Here is a 21192-nt window from a genome sequence, read left to right as displayed (position 1 = left end):
TAATAAAATGGAATAGCAGATGCAGTTAACCAGTCGTAATAAAAATTTAGAACTATCTACCCCACAGGTCATGGGAATTTTAAATGTTACGCCAGATTCATTTTCTGATGGTGGAAAGTTTAATCGTATTGATTATGCGCTCAATCATGTGGAAAGCATGCTGCAAGCTGGCACATCCATTATTGATATCGGTGGTGAATCAACGCGACCTGGTGCTAAAGAGGTGGCACTTAGTGAAGAGTTAGATCGCGTGGTACCGATCATTGAAGCTATTCGTCAACGTTTTGATTGTTGGATTTCAATTGATACCAGTAAAGCTCAGGTCATGAAAGAGGCGGTAAATGCAGGGGCAGATCTGATTAATGATGTACGTGCGTTGCAAGAGCCTAATGCATTAGAGGTTGCCGCAAAAGCCAATGTGCCGATTTGCTTGATGCATATGCAAGGCCAGCCTCGTACAATGCAGCACCAACCGAATTATAATCATCTTATTCAGGATGTTTCTGATTTTCTGAGTGAGCGAATTTCAGCGTGTGAAAATGTTGGAATTTCACGTCAGCAGTTGATCCTAGATCCTGGTTTTGGGTTTGGTAAAACGCTTGAACATAATTATCAAATGTTAGCGAAATTTGAACAATTTCATCAATTTGGTTTACCTGTATTAGCGGGGATGTCACGTAAATCAATGATATTCAATTTATTAGGTAAGCCACCTGCTGAATGTCTCGCGGGAAGTTTAGCTTGTGCTACCATTGCAGCAATGAAAGGTGCGCATATTATTCGAGTTCATGATGCTAGAGAAACAGCTGAAGTCATGAAAATTTATAATATGGTACTGCAACAATCGAAATAAAAGTGAATTGTGATGTGTCATTAATTTGTTCGTCACTGAAGTATTCAATATAGCTAGGAGCAAAACATGTCTGAACGTAAGTTCTTTGGTACTGATGGTATTCGTGGTTTAGTCGGTGAAGCACCAATTACACCAGACTTTGTAATGAAGTTAGGGTGGGCTGCTGGCCGCGTATTATCACAAACGGGGACAAAAAAAGTCTTAATTGGTAAAGATACCCGTATCTCTGGCTATATGTTGGAGTCAGCTTTAGAAGCAGGCTTAGCTGCAGCTGGTTTAAAGGCCGCATTCACTGGACCAATGCCAACACCAGCAGTTGCTTATCTCACTCGTACGTTCCGAGCAGAAGCTGGTATTGTTATTTCCGCTTCTCACAATCCTTATTATGATAATGGTATTAAATTCTTTTCAGCTCAAGGTACTAAATTACCTGATGATATTGAACTTGCAATTGAAGCTGAAATGGAAAAACCATTAACCTGTGTTGAATCAGCATTGCTTGGTAAAGCTTATCGTATCGATGATGCAGCTGGACGCTACATTGAATTTTGTAAAGGGACTTTTCCAACACATTTAAGCCTTGAAGGTTTTAAGGTTGTTGTTGATTGTGCTCATGGTGCAACTTATCACATTGCACCCAAAGTATTTTCAGAGTTAGGGGCCGAAGTGATTGCTATCGGTTGTGAGCCTAATGGTGTGAACATTAACGATAAAGTAGGAGCAACGGATGTTGCTGCGCTTCAGGCTAAGGTACTTGAAGAAAAAGCGGACTTTGGTATCGCATTGGATGGTGATGGCGATCGTGTGATCATGGTTGATGAGTTAGGTAATAAAGTTGATGGTGACCAAATAGCCTACATTATTGCTCGTGATGCATTACGTCGTGGCGAACTAAAAGGGGGCGTTGTTGGTACATTAATGACAAATATGGGCATGGAAGTTGCTCTTAAGAATTTAGGCATTCCATTTGTTCGCGCCAAAGTAGGCGATCGTTATGTAATGGAAGAGCTGCAGAAGCAAGATTGGTTGATTGGTGCAGAGAACTCTGGTCATGTCATTTTGCTTGATAAAGTGACAACCGGCGATGGTATTGTTGCAGGTCTTCAAGTAATGGCATCAATCGTAGCAAGTAAGATGAGCTTAAAAGAACTTTGTGATGGTATGGTTATGTTCCCTCAAGTACTTGAGAATGTACGTTTCAAAGGGACTTCTGATCCATTAAAGTCTGATGAAGTTATTACTGCAACTAAATTAGTTGAAGAAAAGTTAGGTGATAATGGTCGCGTATTGTTACGTAAGTCAGGCACTGAGCCATTAATTCGTGTTATGGTTGAAGGACAAGATGCGGCTGATGTTCAGCAATATGCTCTTGATATTGCAAAAGCAGTAAAAGAAAACTGTTAATTTGCATTTTGCGATAAATTTCAATTACGAATTTTATCGCACAAACAAGAAGGCAGGGTAGCGTGATACTCTGCCTATATTTTTATGTCGACTTCGTTTTGGCTAAATGTTGTGCAAGTGGTGTGGTGTAAAGCATTTTTCATCAAATATTACTTGTCACTACGATAGGGTTTCGCTAGTATTCAGTCGCTCCTTGGAAGATGGAGTGCGCTGGCCCTGCCTAGAGCAAAGCTGGCATAGCAATTTAACCATAGGTGGAAGCCATGTACGAAATTCTACTTGTGATTTATCTTGTCGCCGCGCTTGGTGTAATTGGCCTAGTTTTGGTTCAGCAAGGTAAAGGCGCAGATATGGGAGCCTCATTTGGGGCTGGAGCATCAGGCACATTGTTTGGCTCTAGCGGTTCCGGTAACTTTTTAACCCGAATGACAACAGTTTTGGCTGCAATTTTCTTTGTTATCAGCCTTGTTCTTGGCAACATGAGTGCAAAACAAGCAACAGAGGGAAGTAGTTGGGATAACCTAACTGCACCAGCGACAACACAACCTGTTGTTGAAAAAACAAAAACTGAGAAGGCGCCATCAACTGATGAGATCCCTCAGTAATTAAAGATTTAGCCGAGATGGTGAAATTGGTAGACACGCTAGCATGAGGTGCTAGTGCCGCAAGGTGTAGGGGTTCAAGTCCCCTTCTCGGCACCATTATACTGGTTACTTGAAAAAGTAACGCCCGAACGATATAATCGTTAGAATTCGGACGCGGGGTGGAGCAGCTTGGTAGCTCGTCGGGCTCATAACCCGAAGGTCGTTGGTTCAAATCCAGCCCCCGCAACCACTTTCCTGAAAATAAACTATTCTTAAATACGAATGTTTGTTTTCTTACTGAGGCAGATTTATAGAGTCTCGGTAATCAGGGTCCAGTAATAAAAAACCCCGTAATTCGGGGTTTTTTATTATCTGAAACATGACCATTCAGGTATCTACTGGGCTTTATGCCCTTTTTTTGTTTCCAGGGGGGTTGTTTTGACAGCTTTAGAGACACAATTAACCGAAATGCTTGAACCATCAGTATTAGCTTTAGGCTATGAACTGGTAGGTTTAGAGTTCATTCGTGCTGGTGAGCACTCCACACTTCGCGTATTTATTGACCATGAAAATGGTATCAATGTTGATGATTGCGCAGAAGTTAGTCGCCAAATAAGTGCCGTAATGGATGTTGAAGATCCAATTACTGTTGCTTATAACTTGGAAGTATCTTCCCCTGGATTGGAAAGACCACTATTCAAAGCAGCACATTATCAACAGTTTGTTGGCCACGAAGCTAACATAGTGTTAAAAATGGCGATGGGTAACCGTCGTAAGTGGAAAGGTGACATTGTCGCAGTTGAAGGCGAATTGATCACACTTAAAGTAGATGGCAATGAAGAGTCCTTTGCACTGAGCAATATCTCTAAGGCCAACCTGGTTCCAAAATTCTAACCGCTAAATTGGGGCATTAGAAATGAACAAAGAAATCTTGGCTGTCGTAGAAGCGGTATCCAACGAAAAAGCTGTTCCTCGTGAGCGTATTTTTGAAGCATTAGAAATCGCACTTGCAACGGCAACGAAAAAGAAACATGAAGCAGAAATTGATGTACGTGTTGCAATTGATCGTAAAACTGGTGAGTTTGAAACTTTCCGTCGCTGGAAAGCGGTAGAAGAAGTGACTCAGCCAACGCTTGAGATTACTCTTGAAGCGGCACAGTTTGAAGATCCAACAATTGTTGCTGGCGATTACGTTGAAGATGATATTGAATCGGTAACGTTTGACCGTATTACGACACAAACTGCAAAACAAGTTATCGTACAAAAAGTACGTGAAGCTGAGCGCGCTCAAATTGTTGAGCAATTTATCGATAATGAAGGTGAGTTAATCACTGGTATCGTTAAAAAAGTAAACCGTGATGCGGTTATTATCGATCTTGGTAATAATGCTGAAGCTGTTATCCAGCGTGATGATCAGCTTCCACGTGAAAACTTCCGTCCGGGTGACCGTGTACGTGGTCTGCTATACAAAGTTGCGCCAGAAGCGCGTGGCTTCCAGTTATTCATGACACGTTCTAAGCCTGAAATGCTTTCTGAGCTATTCCGTATTGAAGTGCCAGAAATGGGCGAAGAGCTTATTGAACTAATGGGCGCTGCTCGCGATCCTGGTTCACGTGCAAAAATTGCAGTAAAAACTAACGATAAACGTATTGACCCAGTGGGTGCGTGTGTTGGTATGCGTGGTGCACGTGTTCAAGCGGTTTCTGGTGAGCTTGGCGGCGAGCGTATTGATATCGTGCTTTGGGATGAGAATCCAGCGCAATACGTGATCAATGCGATGGCTCCGGCTGAAGTTGATTCAATCATTGTTGATGAAGATAACCATACGATGGATATCGCAGTGCAGAAAGATAATTTAGCACAAGCGATTGGTCGTAGTGGTCAGAACGTGCGTCTGGCTTCTCAACTTACTGGTTGGGAACTAAACGTAATGACGGTTGAAGATCTTCAGAAGAAGCACCAAGAAGAAGCGAAAGAGTCAATTGAAGTGTTTACTAAGCACCTAGATATTGATGAAGAATTCGCAACGGTATTGGTTGAAGAAGGTTTCACTACATTAGAAGAAATTGCTTACGTTCCAGTAAGTGAGCTAATGGATGTTGATGGTCTTGATGAAGAGACTATCGATCAACTACGTAGTCGTGCAAAAGCTGCATTAACGACACTTGCGCTTGCTAAAGAAGAATCGCTTGACGGTGCTGAGCCAGCTGAAGACCTATTAGGTCTTGAAGGCCTTGAGCGCGAGTTAGCATTTAAACTAGCAGCAAAAGGTATTTGTACGCTTGAGGATCTTGCTGATCAGGGAACTGATGACTTGACCGATATCGAAGGCGTGGACGATGCAAAAGCGGGTGAGCTAATTATGGCTGCACGTAATATTTGCTGGTTCAGCGACGAAGCGTAATCAATATAAAGCAAGGGAGGAGCATTATGTCAGAGGTTACCGTTAAAACATTGGCGGAAGAAATTGGTACGCCAATTGACCGTTTACTTCAACAGCTCTCAGAGGCAGGTATTGCTAAGAAAGCTGATGAAAATGTAAGCCAAACCGAAAAGCAGGCGTTACTTAACCATCTCCAAAAAGAGCATGGAGGTAACAGCAATACTGACGGCGCTCCAAATCGTCTTACTTTGCAACGTAAGACACGCAGTACGCTGAGCGTGTCTGGTAGCGGCGGCAAGAACAAAAATGTTCAAGTTGAAGTGCGTAAAAAGCGCACTTACGTAAAACGTTCAGCTTTGGAAGAGGAACAACGCGCAGCGGAAGAAGCTGTGAAGCGTGAAGCCGAAGAAGCCGCAAAACGTGAAGCGGAAGCTATTGCCAAAACAGCAGCGGAAGAAGCTGCAAAACGTGAAGCTGAAGTAGCAGCTAAGCGTGCCAAAGAAGAGCAGAGTAAAGCAGAAGAATCTGCAAAACGAGAAGCGGAAGAAAAAGCAAAGCGAGACGCAGAGGAAAAGGCGAATCGTACCAAACAGGAAAAGCGTAAAGCTGAAGAGAAAGCTTTACGCGCTGTTGCTGACAAACAGGCTAAACTAGATGCTGAGGCACTACAGCGTCGTCTGGAAGAGGAAGCCAAGCGAAAAGCCGAAGAAGAAAGTCAGCGCCAGCTAGAAGAGGCTCGCAAGATGGCAGAACAGAATGAAAAGAACGGGGTAAAACCTGATCAAAACGTAAGTATGGAAAAATCTGATTACCATACAACGACATCAACTTACGCACGTGCTGCGGAAGATGAACAAGACCGCAAAGAAGAAACTTCTCGCCGTCGTAAGAAGAAAAAGCCAGCTGCTAAGCAAGATGAGCGCGGTGGCCGTGGTGGCCGTAACCAACGTGGTCGCGGTAAACCTCAAATGAACAAGCCAAGCTCAATGCAACATGGCTTCGACAAAACAGCGCAAGTTGCTAAGCAAGACGTTGTTATTGGCGAAACAATAGTTGTTTCTGAACTTGCTAACAAGATGTCTGTAAAAGGCGTTGAAGTTATCAAGGTGATGATGAAGATGGGCGCTATGGCGACTATCAACCAAGTTATCGACCAAGAAACAGCAGCACTTGTTGCTGAAGAAATGGGTCACAAAGTTATTCTACGTAAAGAAAACGAGCTTGAAGAGTCAGTGCTTTCTGATCGTAACGCAGATGACCTAGCAAAAGTTTCTCGCGCGCCTGTTGTAACTATCATGGGTCACGTTGACCACGGTAAAACATCAACACTTGATTACATCCGTAAAGCGCACGTTGCTTCTGGCGAAGCCGGTGGTATTACTCAGCACATCGGTGCATACCACGTTGAAACTGACAACGGTATGATCACTTTCCTTGATACTCCTGGACACGCAGCGTTTACAGCTATGCGTGCTCGTGGTGCTCAAGCGACAGATATCGTTGTACTAGTGGTTGCAGCTGACGATGGTGTGATGCCTCAAACAATCGAAGCAATCCAGCACGCGAAAGCGGCAGGTGTTCCTTTGATCGTTGCGGTAAACAAGATCGATAAAGAAGATGCTAACCCAGATAACGTTAAAAACGAGCTTGCTCAATACGACGTTATTCCTGAGGAGTGGGGCGGTGAGAACATGTTTGTTCACATCTCTGCGAAACAGGGTACAAACATCGAAGGCTTACTAGAAGCTATTCTACTTCAGTCTGAAGTACTTGAACTAACAGCAGCCTCTGAAGGCATGGCTAAAGGTGTGGTTGTAGAATCACGTCTTGATAAAGGCCGTGGTCCTGTAGCGACTGTTCTTGTTCAAGAAGGTACGCTTCATAAGGGCGATATCGTTCTTTGTGGCTTAGAGTACGGTCGTGTTCGTGCGATGCGTAACGAACTAGGTCAAGAAATCGAAGAAGCGGGTCCATCTATCCCTGTAGAGATCTTAGGTCTTTCAGGCGTACCAGCATCTGGTGACGAAGCGACTGTTGTACGTGACGAGCGTAAAGCACGTGAAGTTGCACTTTACCGTCAAGGTAAATTCCGTGATGTTAAACTAGCTCGCCAGCAGAAAGCGAAACTAGAGAACATGTTCTCTAACATGACAGCTGGTGAAGTTGCAGAGCTTAACGTTGTGCTTAAGGCTGACGTTCAAGGTTCTGTAGAAGCTATCGCAGATTCTCTACGTAAACTTTCTACTGATGAAGTTAAAGTGAATATCGTAGGTTCTGGTGTTGGTGGTATTACTGAAACTGACGCAGTACTTGCAGCAGCTTCTAACGCTATCGTGCTTGGTTTCAACGTTCGTGCTGATGCGTCTGCGCGTCGTACTATCGAAAATGAAAACCTAGACTTACGTTACTACTCAATAATTTACCAGCTAATTGACGAAGTTAAAGCGGCAATGGGCGGTATGCTTGCTCCTGAATTCAAGCAAGAGATCATTGGTCTTGCTGAAGTTCGTGACGTATTTAAGTCACCTAAGATTGGCGCAATCGCTGGTTGTTTGGTAACTGAAGGTACTATCAAGCGTAACAACCCTATCCGTGTTCTACGTGATAACGTAGTAATCTACGAAGGTGAGCTTGAGTCACTACGTCGCTTTAAAGATGACGTTAACGAAGTTAAGAACGGCTACGAATGTGGTATCGGCGTTAAGAACTACAATGATGTTCGCGTTGGTGATCAGATCGAAGTTTACGAAATTGTTGAAATTCAGCGTACTCTTGATTAATTATCAACGTCGCTAACTGATTCAACAACATGATTATGGGGAGCTTCGGCTCCCCATTCTTTCAAGAGCCCTATTCTTAGAGAGAGCAACAAAATGGCAAAAGAATTTAGCCGTACCCAACGTGTAGCACAGCAGCTACAAAAAGAATTAGCTGTAATTCTACAGCGTGAAATCAAAGATCCAGCGATCGCAATGACAACGATTTCAAGCGTTGATGTATCACGTGATATGAATTACGCCAAAATCTATGTGACGTTTTTCCCAATCGGTGAGCAAACCGCTGAAGGTAGCCTAGAAGCATTACGTGAAATGGCGCCTTACATTCGTTCACTCTTAGGTAAAGAGATCCGTTTACGTGTAACACCTGAGCTGAACTTTATTTTTGATCAGTCTCTAACAGAAGGTATGCGTATTTCAAACCTAGTATCGAAAGCGGTACGTGACGATGAAGATCGTCGTGGTGATGAAGACGAAGAGAAAGGCGAGGAATAAGCATGGCACGTCGTCGTAAAGGTCGCCCAATTAATGGTGTCATTTTAGTTGATAAGCCTACGGGAATTAGTTCAAACGATACCTTACAGAAAGTAAAACGTATCTTTTTTGCTCAAAAGGCGGGCCATACTGGTGCGCTTGATCCTTTGGCGACGGGTATGCTGCCCATCTGTTTTGGTGAAGCAACAAAGTTCTCTCAGTTCTTGTTAGATTCAGATAAACGCTATCGTGTGATCGCAAAACTGGGCGAACGTACTGATACTTCTGATTCTGATGGCGAAGTAGTTGAAACACGTGATGTGAACGTTAATCGTGAGCAACTCGAAGCGTGTATTGATAAGTTCAGTGGTACAACAGATCAGATCCCATCAATGTATTCTGCGCTGAAGTACAAAGGGCGTAAATTATACGAATATGCACGTGAAGGCGTCGAGGTTCCTCGTGAATCACGAAAAATTACTGTTTATTCTGTTGATTTACTGCGTTTTGATAATAATGAAGTTGAAATGGAACTTCATGTATCAAAAGGTACTTATATTCGTACTATCGTTGATGATCTGGGCGAAATGTTAGGTTGTGGTGCTCACGTTATCATGTTGCGTCGTACAGGGGTTTCTAACTTCCCGTATGAGCGAATGGTTACTATTGAGCAGTTACAAGCGATGCTTGATGATGCAAAAGCCAATGAGATAGAACCTGGCTCTGTGCTGGATGCGTTATTGCTACCAACCGACACCGCAGTACAAGATTTGCCTGAAGTGAATATCAGTGCTGAGGTTGCGGTGCATGTGCTTAATGGTAATCCGGTAGAAGCTGACAATGTTCCTGCAAAAGGGACCTTAGTACGTATTTCTGTTGGTTCTGAGCGTGAGTTTATTGGTGTGGGTACTATCGATCTTAAAGGTATGCTAGCGCCAAAACGCGTCATGGCGAATGAACATCAGCAAGATTAATTGACAACGGTAGAACCACTTACTGCTTTGCTTTTAAAGAATGCAATGAAGACTTCTATTTATTGTTTATTATTGTCGTGGTTACTAATTATTCGCTTGTAGTTATCTATATCGATCAGTATAATCCGCGGCTTGGGTGCCGGCTGAATCAGAGATTGGCGGCACAAATTAAAACATCTTTGTATTAGGAATGAGTTATGTCTCTGAATGCAGAAACTAAAGCAGCAATCGTTGCAGAATACGCACAATGTGAAAATGATACTGGTTCTCCTGAAGTTCAGGTTGCACTTTTAACAGCGCAAATCAACCACCTTCAAGGTCACTTTGCTAACCACAAACACGACCACCACAGCCGTCGCGGTCTGCTACGTATGGTTTCTCGTCGTCGTAAGCTTCTAGATTACCTAAAAGGTAAGAACCTAGATCGTTACCAAGACCTAATCAAGCGTCTAGGCCTACGTCGCTAAGATTGCTTTTAGAAAGGAGCCTTATGGCTCCTTTCTTTTTGTTTTAAAAGATAATACATACCGCAGTTTATATTTTTCCTTCTGTTATTTTCCTCAATTTCGTCTACTATCTGTACCGAAGTTAATCTTATGTTTGTTGTATGCATGCTAAGGCAGGAATATGATAGATAAAAAGAGAAGCTGTAGTTAATCCCATTTTTATGTATCACGAGTCGTTTTCGTCGACCTTTAGGTCGCGGCTAATAAAATACCTCATCATGATGAGATATTTCCTTAGTCGCGATACGTGAAATTACATGAAAGTGAATATCATCACATGACGCTGTTGTTTGTCTTAGTTATAATTAGCAAGCAAATAGAAAGCGGAATATATTTAAGGAAATTCACGTGAATCCTATCGTAAAGACTTTCCAGTACGGTAACCACACGGTTACTCTAGAGACTGGTGTTATGGCACGTCAAGCGACGGCTGCAGTAATGGTTAGCATGGACGACACTTCTGTGTTCGTTTCTGTTGTTGGTAAGAAAACAGCAGTAGAAGGCCAAGACTTCTTCCCACTAACAGTGAACTACCAAGAGCGTACTTACGCTGCAGGTAAAATTCCTGGTGGTTTCTTCAAGCGCGAAGGTCGCCCTTCTGAAGGCGAAACTCTGACTGCACGTCTAATTGACCGTCCAATCCGCCCACTATTCCCTGACGATTTCAAAAACGAAGTTCAAGTTATCGCTACTGTGGTTTCTGTTAACCCAGCAGTAAGCCCTGACATCGTAACTATGATCGGTACATCTGCAGCACTTGCTATTTCTGGTATTCCATTTAATGGTCCTATCGGTGCGGCACGTGTTGGTTACATCAACGATCAATTCGTACTTAACCCAAGCAATGTTGAGCTAGAAGAAAGCCGTCTAGATCTTGTTGTTGCTGGTACAAAAGATGCTGTACTAATGGTTGAGTCAGAAGCTGATCGTCTATCTGAAGAGCAAATGCTACAAGCGGTTGTATTTGGTCATGACCAACAACAAGTTGCTATCAATGCAATCAACGAGTTTGCTGCTGAAGTGGCTACACCAGCTTGGGATTGGGTTGCTCCTCAAGAGAACACTGCACTTAAAAATAAGATCGCAGAGCTTGCTGAAGCTAAGCTTGTTGATGCTTACCAAATCACTGAGAAAATGGCGCGTTACGACCGCATTCATGAGATTGCTGGTGAAGTTAACGATGCAATTCTTGCTGAAGATGCAGAAGCAAATACAAAAGAAATCCACACTATCTTCCACGATCTAGAGAAGACAGTTGTACGTGGTCGCATCATTGCGGGCAACCCACGTATTGATGGTCGTGAAAAAGACATGGTTCGTGCGTTAGACGTACGTACTGGTGTCCTTCCACGTACTCACGGTTCTTCACTATTTACTCGTGGTGAAACTCAGGCACTTGTTACTGCAACATTGGGTACACAACGTGACGCACAGATCATTGATGGTCTAACTGGTGAGACGAAAGATCACTTCCTACTACACTACAACTTCCCTCCATACTGTGTAGGTGAGACGGGTTTTGTAGGTTCGCCTAAGCGTCGTGAAATTGGTCACGGTAAACTGGCTAAGCGTGGTATTGCTGCTGTAATGCCATCTGTAGACGAATTCCCATACACAGTACGTGTAGTATCAGAAATCACTGAATCTAACGGTTCATCTTCAATGGCTTCTGTATGTGGTACGTCTCTTGCTCTTATGGACGCTGGTGTGCCAATTAAAGCGTCTGTTGCGGGTATCGCAATGGGTCTTGTTAAAGAAGGCGACGATTTCGTTGTTCTTTCTGACATCCTTGGTGACGAAGATCACCTAGGTGATATGGACTTTAAAGTAGCAGGTACTGATGACGGTATTACTGCACTTCAAATGGATATCAAGATCGAAGGTATCACTAAAGAGATCATGCAGATTGCTCTTAACCAAGCTAAAGGCGCGCGTAAGCACATCCTTAGCGTAATGGATAACGCAATCAATACTCCACGTGAAGATATCTCTCAGTTCGCTCCTCGTATCCATACGATGAAGATCAACCCTGAGAAGATCAAAGATGTTATCGGTAAAGGTGGTGCTGTTATTCGTGCACTTACTGAAGAAACGGGTACTACAATCGAGATCGAAGATGATGGCACAGTGAAGATCGCTGCGACTGAAGGTACTGCTGCGAAAGAAGCAATCCGTCGTATCGAAGAAATCACAGCTGACGTTGAAGTAGGTCGTATCTACACAGGTAAAGTAATGCGTATCGTTGATTTCGGTGCGTTTGTATCTGTGATTGGTACTAAAGAAGGTCTAGTACACATTTCTCAAATCTCACAAGATCGTGTAGAGAAAGTGTCTGACTACCTACAAATGGGTCAAGAAGTTCAAGTTAAAGTGCTAGAAATCGACCGTCAAGGCCGTATCCGTCTAAGCATGAAAGAAGCAGTTGAAACACCTGCTGCTGAAGCGCCAGCTCAAAACGAACAGCCTCAAGGCTAAGTTTTTTGCTAAAAGCATGATATAAAGGGGCTATCTAGCCCCTTTTTGTTATCTAAAAAACATCATGCAGTGTTCTATGGTGTAGAGTAATACAATAGGATCGTGATTATTAAGCCTTAGGGAGAAGCGCTTTGATAGCAACTCGCTTTACATTTGCCGTTATGACTGTAGCGATGATGCTAACAGGCTGTTCGGCGATGCCAACCAAGTGGACTCATCCACCGATGGCTATTCCATTTCAGCCAACTTTACAGCAGCAAATTCAATTAGCTCGCATTGATCAAATTTTGCAGCGAGACGATATTCCACAGGCAACATTAGCGAAAATATATTACGAGCGTGGGCTAGTTAATGACAGCTTAGGGTTACGTGATTTAGCGCGATTAGATTTTAATAAATCCCTCAATTTAGAGCCGAACCAACCCGATTTATATAATGTGTTAGGGGTCTATTTTACCCAAATGGCACATTTTGATGCGGCTTATGAAGCGTTTGATTCTACCTTAGAGTTAGCGCCTAACCATCTTTATGCTCAACGTAATCGCGGTATTGCCCTGTACTACGGTGAGCGCTATGAATTAGCGAATCAAGATCTTTTGCCTCATTACGAACAGGATCATAATGATCCGTATCGCGTGATCTGGCTATACCTTAATGATGTTGAATTAAGCCCAGAGAAGGCGCAAGCTCAATTAAAACAGCGCTATGATGCCAGTGATAAAAAAGCGTGGGGATGGCAGTTGGTACGTCTGTTTTCAGGGCAAATTACAGAGCGAGAATTACTCAGTGATATTGCACAGCAGAGCGAAAATAACGATCAACTTGCTGAACATTTAACAGAAGCGTATTTTTATCTCGGTAAGCTACATCAGAACAATCAGGATTATTCTACTGCGGTAATGCTCTATAAATTGGCGTTAGCGGGGAATGTGTATGAGTTTATTGAACACCGGTTGTCGCTCCTGGAGCTCAGTCGATTATACTCTGCGTATCAAGATCAATCCCTTGATACACAAAATGAAGAAACCGTCCCAGTAGTCCCTGGGGGATAAAAAGAAAAGCCGCATTAGCGGCTTTTTTTATTTAAGTAATTACTCGCTGATGTTCAATCCAGCTAAGCTATGCCAATAACCATTACATTGATGGCTATCCTCTAGTTGATGACGAGTTGCACTTTGTTCATTAGCTCGGAAATCATCCACTAAAGATAATGTATCAAGACCCAGTGGGCTTAAACGCACGACATCAACGATATCAGCCATACCTTTAAGATCGTTTATTAGGTTATAGCAGTAGCCTGATTGAGTCTGAATACCATTTAGGGTAAAGACTTTTTGGTTTTCTTGGCTATTGACCGTGATCCCTTGTGGATACTTGATACAGCAGGTTTCACAGTCATCTTTGGCTCGATTTTCTGCGCGAGCGGTAAAGCAACGGGCAGAATACGCTAACGGTAGATAGCCATAGCTAAACACTTCCGTTTCAAATTGATTGCGAATGCCTAGTTTTTCACATTCAATTAAGGTGTTATTTAACCATTCACGTGATAACTCAACCGGCATACACCAACGGGTCATGCCTTGTTTTAAAAACAGGTTTAATGTTTGGGCATTATAACAGTTAACCGCAGGACCAACGACAAAAGGAATTTTTGCTTCAGAGGCTAATTGAATCGCAGAGACGTCGTTAGCTTCAATGATAAAATCACCATTATCGATGTACTTTTTCATGATGTTCACTTCGCTTGGCGCTTCGAGTAGCGCCATTGTCGATAGCACGACTTGTTTTCCACTATCGGCAATATCTTTCGCGATCTCTAACCATTGTGCAGGCTTTAGCTCACGGCGTTTTGAACATACACTTTCGCCTAAATAAATGATATCAACATTGCTGTTTTTTGCTTGTTGGTAAAACGCTTCAACATCATTTTTAGGCCAGAAGTAAAGTAATGGGCCAAGAGAATATTTCATGGTTTGGCTCCTATTGCCATTTACGGTGATAAGCACCGAGTGTGGTTTGTTTACCTTCTGATACATTACCAAGACATGCATTCCAAGCAGGATTTACTTGGTAGCCTTCTGGATTAGCTAAATAGTGATCAATCGCTGCACGCCATGTGCGGGTGACCTGTTCAACATAAGCAGGGCTACGCTGACGACCTTCAATTTTTACTGAGGCGATATTGGCCTTAAATAGCTCAGGAAGAATCTCCAGGGTATTGAGGCTCGTTGGCTCTTCAAGGGCGTGATAGCGTTTGTTCTCACCGTCAATGTTGATATCAAAGCGACCTTTACACAGTGTAGGGTAGCCAGCGTTTTCACCATGGCCATAGCGGTCAATCAGTACTTCGTTTAAGCGAGACTCTAAGCCTTGTGGCGTTTCTTGCCAACGGACAAATTTGGCTGGTGAACAAGCGCCTACAGTATTAGGGGATTCACCGGTCATGTAAGACGATAAGTAGCAACGCCCTTCAGACATAATACATAGGCTACCAAAAGCAAAGACTTCTAGCTCCATATCTGTATTACGTGCCAGTTGTTTTACTTGATGAATCGATAAAACCCGAGGCAGTACAACACGCTTTATATTGAAATTTTGTTTATAAAAATCAATCGCGGCAGTGTTAGTTGCTGAAGCTTGTACTGATAGGTGAAGTTCTAAATCTGGATACGTCGTAGCGGCATATTCAAGCACTGCAATATCCGCGACAATCAGCGCATCAACCCCCATAGCGGCTGCATTATCTACCGCTTTTGTCCAGCGGTTGAAACCATCGGGATGGGCAAAGGTGTTGAGTGCAATATGTAATTTACGGTCGTGATCTTTTACGTACTGTACGGCTTTTTCGAGTTTACGGCCTGTAAAGTTTAAACCTGCAAAATGGCGGGCGTTAGTATCATCCTTGAAACCGATATAAACGGCATCTGCACCATTATCAATTGCGGTTTTTAAGGCTGGAAGGTTACCAGCGGGGCAGAGAAGCTCCATTATTTTTTATCATCCAGTCTTTGAATAAAATTATGACCTTTGATACTAAAATTCTTTATCTTATGGCGCTTTGATTTTAGGCAGGTTTTCGTTGTTTTTATTAATAAAAAGGAGCGTTATTGCTCCTTTTTTTTGTGGTGTTTTTGACTCATTTGTTTTGCAGTAAAATGGCTTCTAATTCATGCTTTGGCATGGGACGATAGAAGTGGAAACCTTGGATATAATCACAATTTAAATTAGATAGCAGTGTGGCTTGTTGACGGGTTTCAATCCCTTCGGCGACCACACTCATTTTTAGTGATTTACCTAAGTTGATGATGTTTTCAATTAAGGTTACCTGTTTAGGAATGGTGTCGATATCTTGAATAAACGCGCGATCCACTTTAAGTTCATCTAACGGAAAACGCGCAAGATATGAGAGTGACGAATACCCAGTACCAAAGTCATCAATCGACAGTGCAAAGCCAAGTTGCTTAATGGCATTGAGCATTTGGATGGTATGTTCACCATCACTCATTACCGCACTTTCTGTCAGCTCAAAGGTAATATCGGCAGGGTTGACATCTGTTGATAAACGTAATTTATCAACAAAGTTTATTAAGCCTGAATTACCAAACTGTTGCGGCGATAAGTTAATCGCGACTCGTCCTGTTAGCAATTTACGTTTTTTCCACAGGCTGACGGTGGTGAAGACCTCACGCATGACTGCGCAGCCGAGTTGTTCAATTAAGCCAGAGCTTTCTGCGACAGGAATAAATTGGGCAGGGCTAATATAGCCTTCGACAGGGTGTTTCCAACGTACTAACGCTTCTGCGCCGTCAATCGCAAAGTCACGGGCATTAACTTTTGGTTGATACCAAACTTCGAGGCCATTATTTTGCAGCGCTTTTTGTAGCTCTATTTCCAGCCATAAACGCATTCGTGCTTCTTTGCTCATCGCATCATTAAATTCAACTAAGCGATTTCGACCTCGATGTTTTGCTTCATACATGGCGGTATCGGCATTTTGTAGCATCATGCGTGCATCATTACCATGCCCCGGGGAGGTGACCATTCCAATTGAGCAGGCTAAGTGCTTTCTAAAGTGACGCAGCTCAAACGGTTGATTAACCAGCGCTATGATTTGCTCTGAGATAATCTCGCCAGTGCGTTCATGCTCAGGGTTTGGTAATAGGATCGCAAACTCATCACCGCTTAAATAGCCCAAAATTGCGGTTTCAGGTAGTAATCGACGTAAGCGTTGTGCAATTTCTTGCAGCACTTTATCGCCAATGTGGTGACCGAGTGAATCATTGATATTTTTAAAGTTATCAATATCAATATAGAGCATCACGACAGGCGTTTCTGCTTTCATCAGTTGGTCTAATTGACGAGTAAAGCCGTGACGATTGAGCAAACCAGTTAATGGATCCATTTGTACTAGTTGTTCAATTTGTCCTTGTTGGCGCTTATTGTCTTTTTCTTGAATGGTTTCGAGTTTCACCAGTAACGCTTCAGTCCCCATTTGTTTAACAGGAGAGATGGTCAGCTTTAAAGGCTTAGTCTGTTCGTTATGAATAATCGGGAAGTAGGTGATAGTTTCTTTATTATCATTATTTTTTAAGCGATGACTGGTGCAAGGTTGTTTCTGATTATCGTGCAGTAGTTGATCCAGTGGGCGACCCAGTAGTTCTTTTTTTGAATGACAACCAAGTTGGATCGCGGCTTGTTCATTCGCATTAATAATAATGTTATTTTCAACTAAACAAATGCCTTCAGTGATCAAGTTATTCAATTGTGTTAATTGGTGTTCTGTCTCTTCTAATGAATGGATCAGGATCTGGCGTTCAGAGGTATCAATGGAATGTAGAATAATATGTTGTACGGTGCCGTTGCTATCTAATAATGGAGCAAGACTAAAGTGTAAACTTGATTCATGTCGGCTATCGTTAAGCACGACTTCTGCCTCAATACTTTCGCCATTAAATGCACGTTCATAGTAAGGTTTAAGGGAGTGATAATAATGTTGACCGAAGACATTGGTGTCGTTATTGCCGAGTAATTCTTCTCGCTCAAGACCACTAACTTCACTAAAGCGATTATTTACCGAGTGATAGTTATGTTGGCGATCAAGGATGGCAAAAAAGAAGGGGCTATTATCCGTCAGCAAAGGAAACCAATAATCTAGTTGCTCTGTTGGCATGTCGTCACCATTCTCCATGATTTGTGCGGATATGTGCATTGCTGAATAGTAGGCAATCGTATTTTCATTTATCTATGTACTCTAACTCGAATATGTACAACATAGCGAAAATTATTATCAACTTTGCTGAAACAGAAGCATTTTTTTTGACTCAAGGCATAAAACGAAATAGCGTTCTTGCCATACAATCGAAGACTAAGTGCGATTTTAAACAGGAATAAATCATAGTGATTGCTCAACTTCGAAAACAACTCGTTCAACATGGTCCTTCATTACTGCGTGTACCGGCCAAACTGACACCTTTTTCGCTTCAGAAAAAAGTGATGTTGGATGGCTTAGCTATGGTTTTCAAAGAGGCACTAGAGGATGGTGATTTTGAGTTTTTAGAAGATCGTTGGCTTAAAGTTGAAGTGCGTGATTTAGGCTTACAGTGGTTTATAAGTTACGAAAATGAAAAGTTAGTTGTAGCGGAATCTTGTGAACAAGAAGATGTGAGTTTCAGTGGTGAGTGTAATGATTTAGTACTTATTGCTGCACGGAAAGAAGATCCTGATACACTGTTCTTCCAACGTCGTCTTCGAATTGAAGGGGATACTGAGTTAGGGCTAGAAGTTAAAAACTTGATGGATAGTATCGATCTTGATTCTTTACCTGCTCCTGTGAAATTTATTTTGCAGCAATCTGCCGATTTCATTCATCAAGGTATGCATGATCGCAGTGCTGCCCAAGAGGCCTTAAATGCTCATTAGATCCGAAGCTCCCGCTGATATCTTAACGATTGATACGCTATTAAAAGCCGTATTTCCCACTGATGCTGAAGCTAAACTTGTTATGGCGTTACGCGAAAATGGAAATCGAACCCTATCGCTGGTGGCGTGTAATGATGAAGGTGAAGTGGTGGGTTATGCCTTTTTTAGCCCTGTAACGGTTGATGGTGTTGACACCAATTGGCAAGGCCTAGCGCCTTTAGCGGTTCGTGATGATTACCAAAATCAGGGAATTGGTTTGACGTTGCTTGAAGAAGCAAAAAGTGTACTCGCTGATTTTGATTATCCCGTTATAGTGGCGGTGGGAAATTCTGAATATTATGAAAAAGCGGGTTTTACAAAAGCCGTTGATCATCAACTTACTGCTACTTTGCCTGATACAGAAAATACGTTTATGGTTTATGAAGTTTTTCCTGAATCCGTCGCACAATATCAAGGTAAAGTTGAATACTGTAACGAATTCAACGCACAATAAATACATCGTACGTATTTATTGATTAATGCTTTAATGTCTGACAATGAAAGCACAGCGATACTACGCTGTGCTTTTTATATTGAAAAATCATTAGTATTGAGAAGTAAGATATCTAATTTCTACATATAGCTAATTACTACATCGTGATAGTTTGTTATTTATATAAATATAATTAGGACTGTCACCGATGATCCCTCGCAGCATCACATCGCCAAAAAAATTCATTATTGGTCAAGATTTACTTTCTCAACTTGATGTTTTTATAAAAGACTTTGGCAATAATGCCTTATTGATTTGTGATGATTTCATTTTAGATCGTGTTCAACAAGAAGCGTTGCCTTGTTTAGAACTCGCGGGGATCAAGGCATATTGCGAGAAATTTCAATATGAATGTACTGATAATGAAATTGAACGTTTACGTAAGATAGCCATAACACAAAATGCCAATGTTGTTGTTGGTATTGGTGGTGGTAAAACCATGGATGTGGCGAAAGCCGTTGCGCATTATAGCAATGCATCAGTGGTGATCTTCCCAACAATAGCCTCAAGTGATGCACCTTGTACCGCGGTGTCTGTTATTTATAAAGAGAGCGGTGAATTTGATCGTTATTTGTTATTGCCGCAAAACCCTGATGTGGTATTAGCAGATACTCGTATTATTGCTCAAGCGCCGGAAAAATATTTTGCCGCGGGTATTGGTGATGCGATAGCAACCTTTTTTGAAACGCGTGCTTGTTGTTACGCTGCTGGACTTAATCTAGTACAAAAACGTGTGTCACGTACCGGACTCGGTATGGCTCTTATGTGTTATGAGTTGATTGTCGATAACGTTGAAATGGCGATGGAAGCTGTTCGCCGTCAGGAAGTTACACCGGCCTTAGAAGAAATGGTAGAAGCCATTGTGTATTTAAGCGGTGTGGCGGCAGAATCAGGCGGCATTGCGTGTGCACATGCGATTTGTAATGGCATGTCATCACTTGAGAAGTTTAATTATATTCAACATGGTGAAAAAGTAGCATTTGGTCTATTAGTACAATTAGTACTAGAGGAAGCCGATATTGAAGAAATAGAGAATGTAATTTACGTGATAAAAATGGCAGGGTTACCACTGACATTGGCTGATTTTGGTATTAATGAATGGGTTGAAGATGATTGGCGTCAGATTGTTGATCTTGCCTGTTCACCAAGCGGCTCAATGAGTAATATGCCTGTTGCTGTGAGTGCGGAGCAAGTGTACCAAGCGGTGATTGCAGCCAATGAATTAGCACAACGTTATCACGACTAAGTTGATTTTATGTGAGAGAAATACCGGCCTAGAGCCGGTATTTTTTTATCTCTGTTTTGAGTAAGCTTTATGAGTACAACCGATACGTAATTTGGTAGGATCTGCGCTCATTGCTCCTCATAGCGTGCTCAAGACATGCTGTGATTGATAGAAAAGATAGCAGGTGTGGAATGAAACAACGTGATATTCAGGTTCTACAAGAAATGGGACTCACTTATTGGCAGGTTAGAAGGCCTGAAATATTTCCCAATCAAGAGATCCCTGTTATCGATCTACCTGAACATTGCAAGTTACTACTGATAACCAATGATGAGCTTAATGAGCATGATGCTTGGCTCTTCGGACGGATCCTGAGCAGTATGAAACTAACGCCAGAACAAGCATTATGTTTACCTCTTGAAGCCGTTGAACAAGTCGGTGAGCATTATTTAACATGGTGTTGGTTTGCTGGTTGCCAAGGGGCTCACCCGACAGGCTGTCAGGTATTAAATTCCGTATCTTTACACTTAATGCATAATGATCCTTCATCGAAGAAAGCATTATGGCAACAGATCTGTAGTTATGACGTATAAAATTATTCCATTAGACACCCAGCATGTTGATGATGTTTGGCGTATTGAACAAGCGGCTCATGCTTTTCCATGGGCAGAGTCGATGATCCGTAAAGAGCCAAATCGTATTGCAGCAAACTATGTGTTAGTCGTTGATGATCAGGTAGTAGGTTACTGCTTTGGTCAATTAGTCGCGGGTGAAGGAACACTGTTAAATATTGCTATTGATCCTGCTCATCAACGAAAGGGATATGGCAAAGTGTTACTCAATGGTTTTATTGATGCGTTAGAAGCCAAGCAAGCGGAAGAGATTTGGTTAGAAGTCCGAGAGAGTAATACCGGTGCGTATAAACTTTATGAAGCAACAGGCTTTAATGAAACTAACCGCCGTATTGATTACTACCCAACGGAAAATGGGCGTGAAGATGCCTTGATCATGGCGTATATGTTTATGCCTTTTGGCTAGGCCAATAATCAGTGAGTAAGTGATATAAAAAAGCCGAGCGTGATGCTC

At 42.3% G+C, this 21192-nt stretch carries 19 protein-coding genes and 2 tRNA genes; 18 read left to right on the top strand and 3 right to left on the bottom strand.

From position 1 onward, the window contains the following. Nucleotides 1-19: 19 nt before the first annotated feature. The 13 genes from folP (at nucleotide 20) to nlpI (ending at nucleotide 13482) form a co-directional block, all read left to right on the top strand. Nucleotides 20-853 carry a dihydropteroate synthase gene (folP, locus tag C9J46_RS10470; protein WP_107207279.1) on the top strand — a complete coding sequence of 278 codons (834 nt, stop codon included), beginning with the start codon at nucleotides 20-22 and terminating at the stop codon, nucleotides 851-853. A 66-nt stretch (nucleotides 854-919) separates the two neighbouring features. Beyond that, nucleotides 920-2257, top strand: coding sequence for a phosphoglucosamine mutase (gene glmM, locus C9J46_RS10465; protein ID WP_107207280.1), 1338 nt, complete (start codon nucleotides 920-922; stop codon nucleotides 2255-2257). Between the two features lie 263 nt (nucleotides 2258-2520). After that, on the top strand, nucleotides 2521-2862 hold the full coding sequence (gene secG / locus C9J46_RS10460; RefSeq protein ID WP_107260501.1) for a preprotein translocase subunit SecG: 342 nt from the start codon (nucleotides 2521-2523) through the stop codon (nucleotides 2860-2862). Between the two features lie 11 nt (nucleotides 2863-2873). Beyond that, nucleotides 2874-2958 (top strand) — tRNA-Leu (locus C9J46_RS10455). A gap of 56 nt (nucleotides 2959-3014) precedes the next feature. Next, nucleotides 3015-3091: transfer RNA gene (locus C9J46_RS10450), tRNA-Met, on the top strand. A gap of 188 nt (nucleotides 3092-3279) precedes the next feature. Beyond that, nucleotides 3280-3735 (top strand): ribosome maturation factor RimP, encoded by a 456-nt coding sequence (gene rimP, locus C9J46_RS10445; protein ID WP_005369547.1) that lies wholly within the window; start codon nucleotides 3280-3282, stop codon nucleotides 3733-3735. Nucleotides 3736-3757: 22 nt separating this feature from the next. Next, a complete protein-coding gene (gene nusA, locus C9J46_RS10440) occupies nucleotides 3758-5245 on the top strand; it encodes a transcription termination factor NusA (RefSeq protein WP_107207283.1) in 1488 nt (495 codons plus the stop codon). A 26-nt stretch (nucleotides 5246-5271) separates the two neighbouring features. Next, the gene (gene infB / locus C9J46_RS10435) at nucleotides 5272-8004 is read left to right on the top strand and encodes a translation initiation factor IF-2 (RefSeq protein WP_107260499.1); all 2733 of its coding nucleotides are present in this window, start codon (nucleotides 5272-5274) and stop codon (nucleotides 8002-8004) included. Between the two features lie 93 nt (nucleotides 8005-8097). Further along, nucleotides 8098-8496 (top strand): 30S ribosome-binding factor RbfA, encoded by a 399-nt coding sequence (gene rbfA / locus C9J46_RS10430; protein ID WP_105059538.1) that lies wholly within the window; start codon nucleotides 8098-8100, stop codon nucleotides 8494-8496. Nucleotides 8497-8498: 2 nt separating this feature from the next. Then, nucleotides 8499-9449, top strand: coding sequence for a tRNA pseudouridine(55) synthase TruB (gene truB, locus C9J46_RS10425; protein ID WP_107290868.1), 951 nt, complete (start codon nucleotides 8499-8501; stop codon nucleotides 9447-9449). Nucleotides 9450-9646: 197 nt separating this feature from the next. Continuing rightward, nucleotides 9647-9916: a 30S ribosomal protein S15 gene (rpsO, locus tag C9J46_RS10420; RefSeq protein WP_005369538.1), complete on the top strand. Its 270-nt coding sequence runs from the start codon at nucleotides 9647-9649 to the stop codon at nucleotides 9914-9916. 387 nt (nucleotides 9917-10303) lie between these two features. After that, a complete protein-coding gene (pnp, locus tag C9J46_RS10415) occupies nucleotides 10304-12430 on the top strand; it encodes a polyribonucleotide nucleotidyltransferase (protein ID WP_369917577.1) in 2127 nt (708 codons plus the stop codon). 131 nt (nucleotides 12431-12561) lie between these two features. Continuing rightward, nucleotides 12562-13482 carry a lipoprotein NlpI gene (nlpI, locus tag C9J46_RS10410; protein WP_107290867.1) on the top strand — a complete coding sequence of 307 codons (921 nt, stop codon included), beginning with the start codon at nucleotides 12562-12564 and terminating at the stop codon, nucleotides 13480-13482. Between the two features lie 39 nt (nucleotides 13483-13521). Here the strand turns inward: nlpI and C9J46_RS10405 are convergent, their stop codons facing one another. The 3 genes from C9J46_RS10405 to C9J46_RS10395 all read right to left on the bottom strand — a co-directional run bounded on the left by C9J46_RS10405 (nucleotide 13522) and on the right by C9J46_RS10395 (nucleotide 17600). Continuing rightward, entirely contained in the window at nucleotides 13522-14400 is an 879-nt protein-coding gene (locus C9J46_RS10405; RefSeq protein WP_107207287.1) for a U32 family peptidase, read from the bottom strand. Between the two features lie 10 nt (nucleotides 14401-14410). After that, nucleotides 14411-15418 (bottom strand): peptidase U32 family protein, encoded by a 1008-nt coding sequence (locus C9J46_RS10400; protein ID WP_107207288.1) that lies wholly within the window; start codon nucleotides 15416-15418, stop codon nucleotides 14411-14413. 148 nt (nucleotides 15419-15566) lie between these two features. Beyond that, nucleotides 15567-17600 carry an EAL domain-containing protein gene (locus C9J46_RS10395; protein ID WP_199187067.1) on the bottom strand — a complete coding sequence of 678 codons (2034 nt, stop codon included), beginning with the start codon at nucleotides 17598-17600 and terminating at the stop codon, nucleotides 15567-15569. 227 nt (nucleotides 17601-17827) lie between these two features. Between C9J46_RS10395 and C9J46_RS10390 the strand changes: the two genes are divergently transcribed. The 5 genes from C9J46_RS10390 to rimI all read left to right on the top strand — a co-directional run bounded on the left by C9J46_RS10390 (nucleotide 17828) and on the right by rimI (nucleotide 21144). Then, nucleotides 17828-18349, top strand: coding sequence for an SCP2 domain-containing protein (locus C9J46_RS10390; protein ID WP_107207290.1), 522 nt, complete (start codon nucleotides 17828-17830; stop codon nucleotides 18347-18349). Continuing rightward, the gene (locus tag C9J46_RS10385; RefSeq protein WP_107207291.1) at nucleotides 18339-18842 is read left to right on the top strand and encodes a GNAT family N-acetyltransferase; all 504 of its coding nucleotides are present in this window, start codon (nucleotides 18339-18341) and stop codon (nucleotides 18840-18842) included. Before C9J46_RS10390 ends, C9J46_RS10385 begins: the two co-directional genes overlap by 11 nt. A 187-nt stretch (nucleotides 18843-19029) precedes the next feature. Beyond that, on the top strand, nucleotides 19030-20127 hold the full coding sequence (locus C9J46_RS10380; RefSeq protein WP_107290866.1) for a glycerol dehydrogenase: 1098 nt from the start codon (nucleotides 19030-19032) through the stop codon (nucleotides 20125-20127). Nucleotides 20128-20297: 170 nt separating this feature from the next. Beyond that, on the top strand, nucleotides 20298-20699 hold the full coding sequence (locus C9J46_RS10375) for a DNA polymerase III subunit psi (RefSeq protein ID WP_107260490.1): 402 nt from the start codon (nucleotides 20298-20300) through the stop codon (nucleotides 20697-20699). Next, nucleotides 20689-21144: a ribosomal protein S18-alanine N-acetyltransferase gene (gene rimI, locus C9J46_RS10370; protein ID WP_107207294.1), complete on the top strand. Its 456-nt coding sequence runs from the start codon at nucleotides 20689-20691 to the stop codon at nucleotides 21142-21144. The genes C9J46_RS10375 and rimI overlap by 11 nt, the downstream gene beginning before the upstream one ends. The last annotated feature ends 48 nt before the right edge of the window (nucleotides 21145-21192 follow it).

The sequence above is a fragment of the Photobacterium sp. GB-36 genome (assembly GCF_003026135.1).
Taxonomy (GTDB): domain Bacteria; phylum Pseudomonadota; class Gammaproteobacteria; order Enterobacterales; family Vibrionaceae; genus Photobacterium.
The sequence above is the reverse complement of the archived record's forward strand: the minus strand, read 5'-3'. Positions and strand labels throughout refer to the sequence as shown.

What these genes read in the sequence shown, in the direction of transcription:
- C9J46_RS10395 (WP_199187067.1), bottom strand. Translation starts at nt 17,600, where the DNA reads ATGCCAACAGAGCAACTAGATTATTGGTTTCCTTTGCTGACGGATAAT.
- folP (WP_107207279.1), top strand. Translation starts at nt 20, where the DNA reads ATGCAGTTAACCAGTCGTAATAAAAATTTAGAACTATCTACCCCACAG.
- glmM (WP_107207280.1), top strand. Translation starts at nt 920, where the DNA reads ATGTCTGAACGTAAGTTCTTTGGTACTGATGGTATTCGTGGTTTAGTC.
- nusA (WP_107207283.1), top strand. Translation starts at nt 3,758, where the DNA reads ATGAACAAAGAAATCTTGGCTGTCGTAGAAGCGGTATCCAACGAAAAA.
- C9J46_RS10400 (WP_107207288.1), bottom strand. Translation starts at nt 15,418, where the DNA reads ATGGAGCTTCTCTGCCCCGCTGGTAACCTTCCAGCCTTAAAAACCGCA.
- C9J46_RS10405 (WP_107207287.1), bottom strand. Translation starts at nt 14,400, where the DNA reads ATGAAATATTCTCTTGGCCCATTACTTTACTTCTGGCCTAAAAATGAT.
- truB (WP_107290868.1), top strand. Translation starts at nt 8,499, where the DNA reads ATGGCACGTCGTCGTAAAGGTCGCCCAATTAATGGTGTCATTTTAGTT.
- rpsO (WP_005369538.1), top strand. Translation starts at nt 9,647, where the DNA reads ATGTCTCTGAATGCAGAAACTAAAGCAGCAATCGTTGCAGAATACGCA.
- C9J46_RS10375 (WP_107260490.1), top strand. Translation starts at nt 20,298, where the DNA reads ATGAAACAACGTGATATTCAGGTTCTACAAGAAATGGGACTCACTTAT.
- secG (WP_107260501.1), top strand. Translation starts at nt 2,521, where the DNA reads ATGTACGAAATTCTACTTGTGATTTATCTTGTCGCCGCGCTTGGTGTA.
- C9J46_RS10385 (WP_107207291.1), top strand. Translation starts at nt 18,339, where the DNA reads ATGCTCATTAGATCCGAAGCTCCCGCTGATATCTTAACGATTGATACG.
- rbfA (WP_105059538.1), top strand. Translation starts at nt 8,098, where the DNA reads ATGGCAAAAGAATTTAGCCGTACCCAACGTGTAGCACAGCAGCTACAA.
- rimI (WP_107207294.1), top strand. Translation starts at nt 20,689, where the DNA reads ATGACGTATAAAATTATTCCATTAGACACCCAGCATGTTGATGATGTT.
- C9J46_RS10380 (WP_107290866.1), top strand. Translation starts at nt 19,030, where the DNA reads ATGATCCCTCGCAGCATCACATCGCCAAAAAAATTCATTATTGGTCAA.
- infB (WP_107260499.1), top strand. Translation starts at nt 5,272, where the DNA reads ATGTCAGAGGTTACCGTTAAAACATTGGCGGAAGAAATTGGTACGCCA.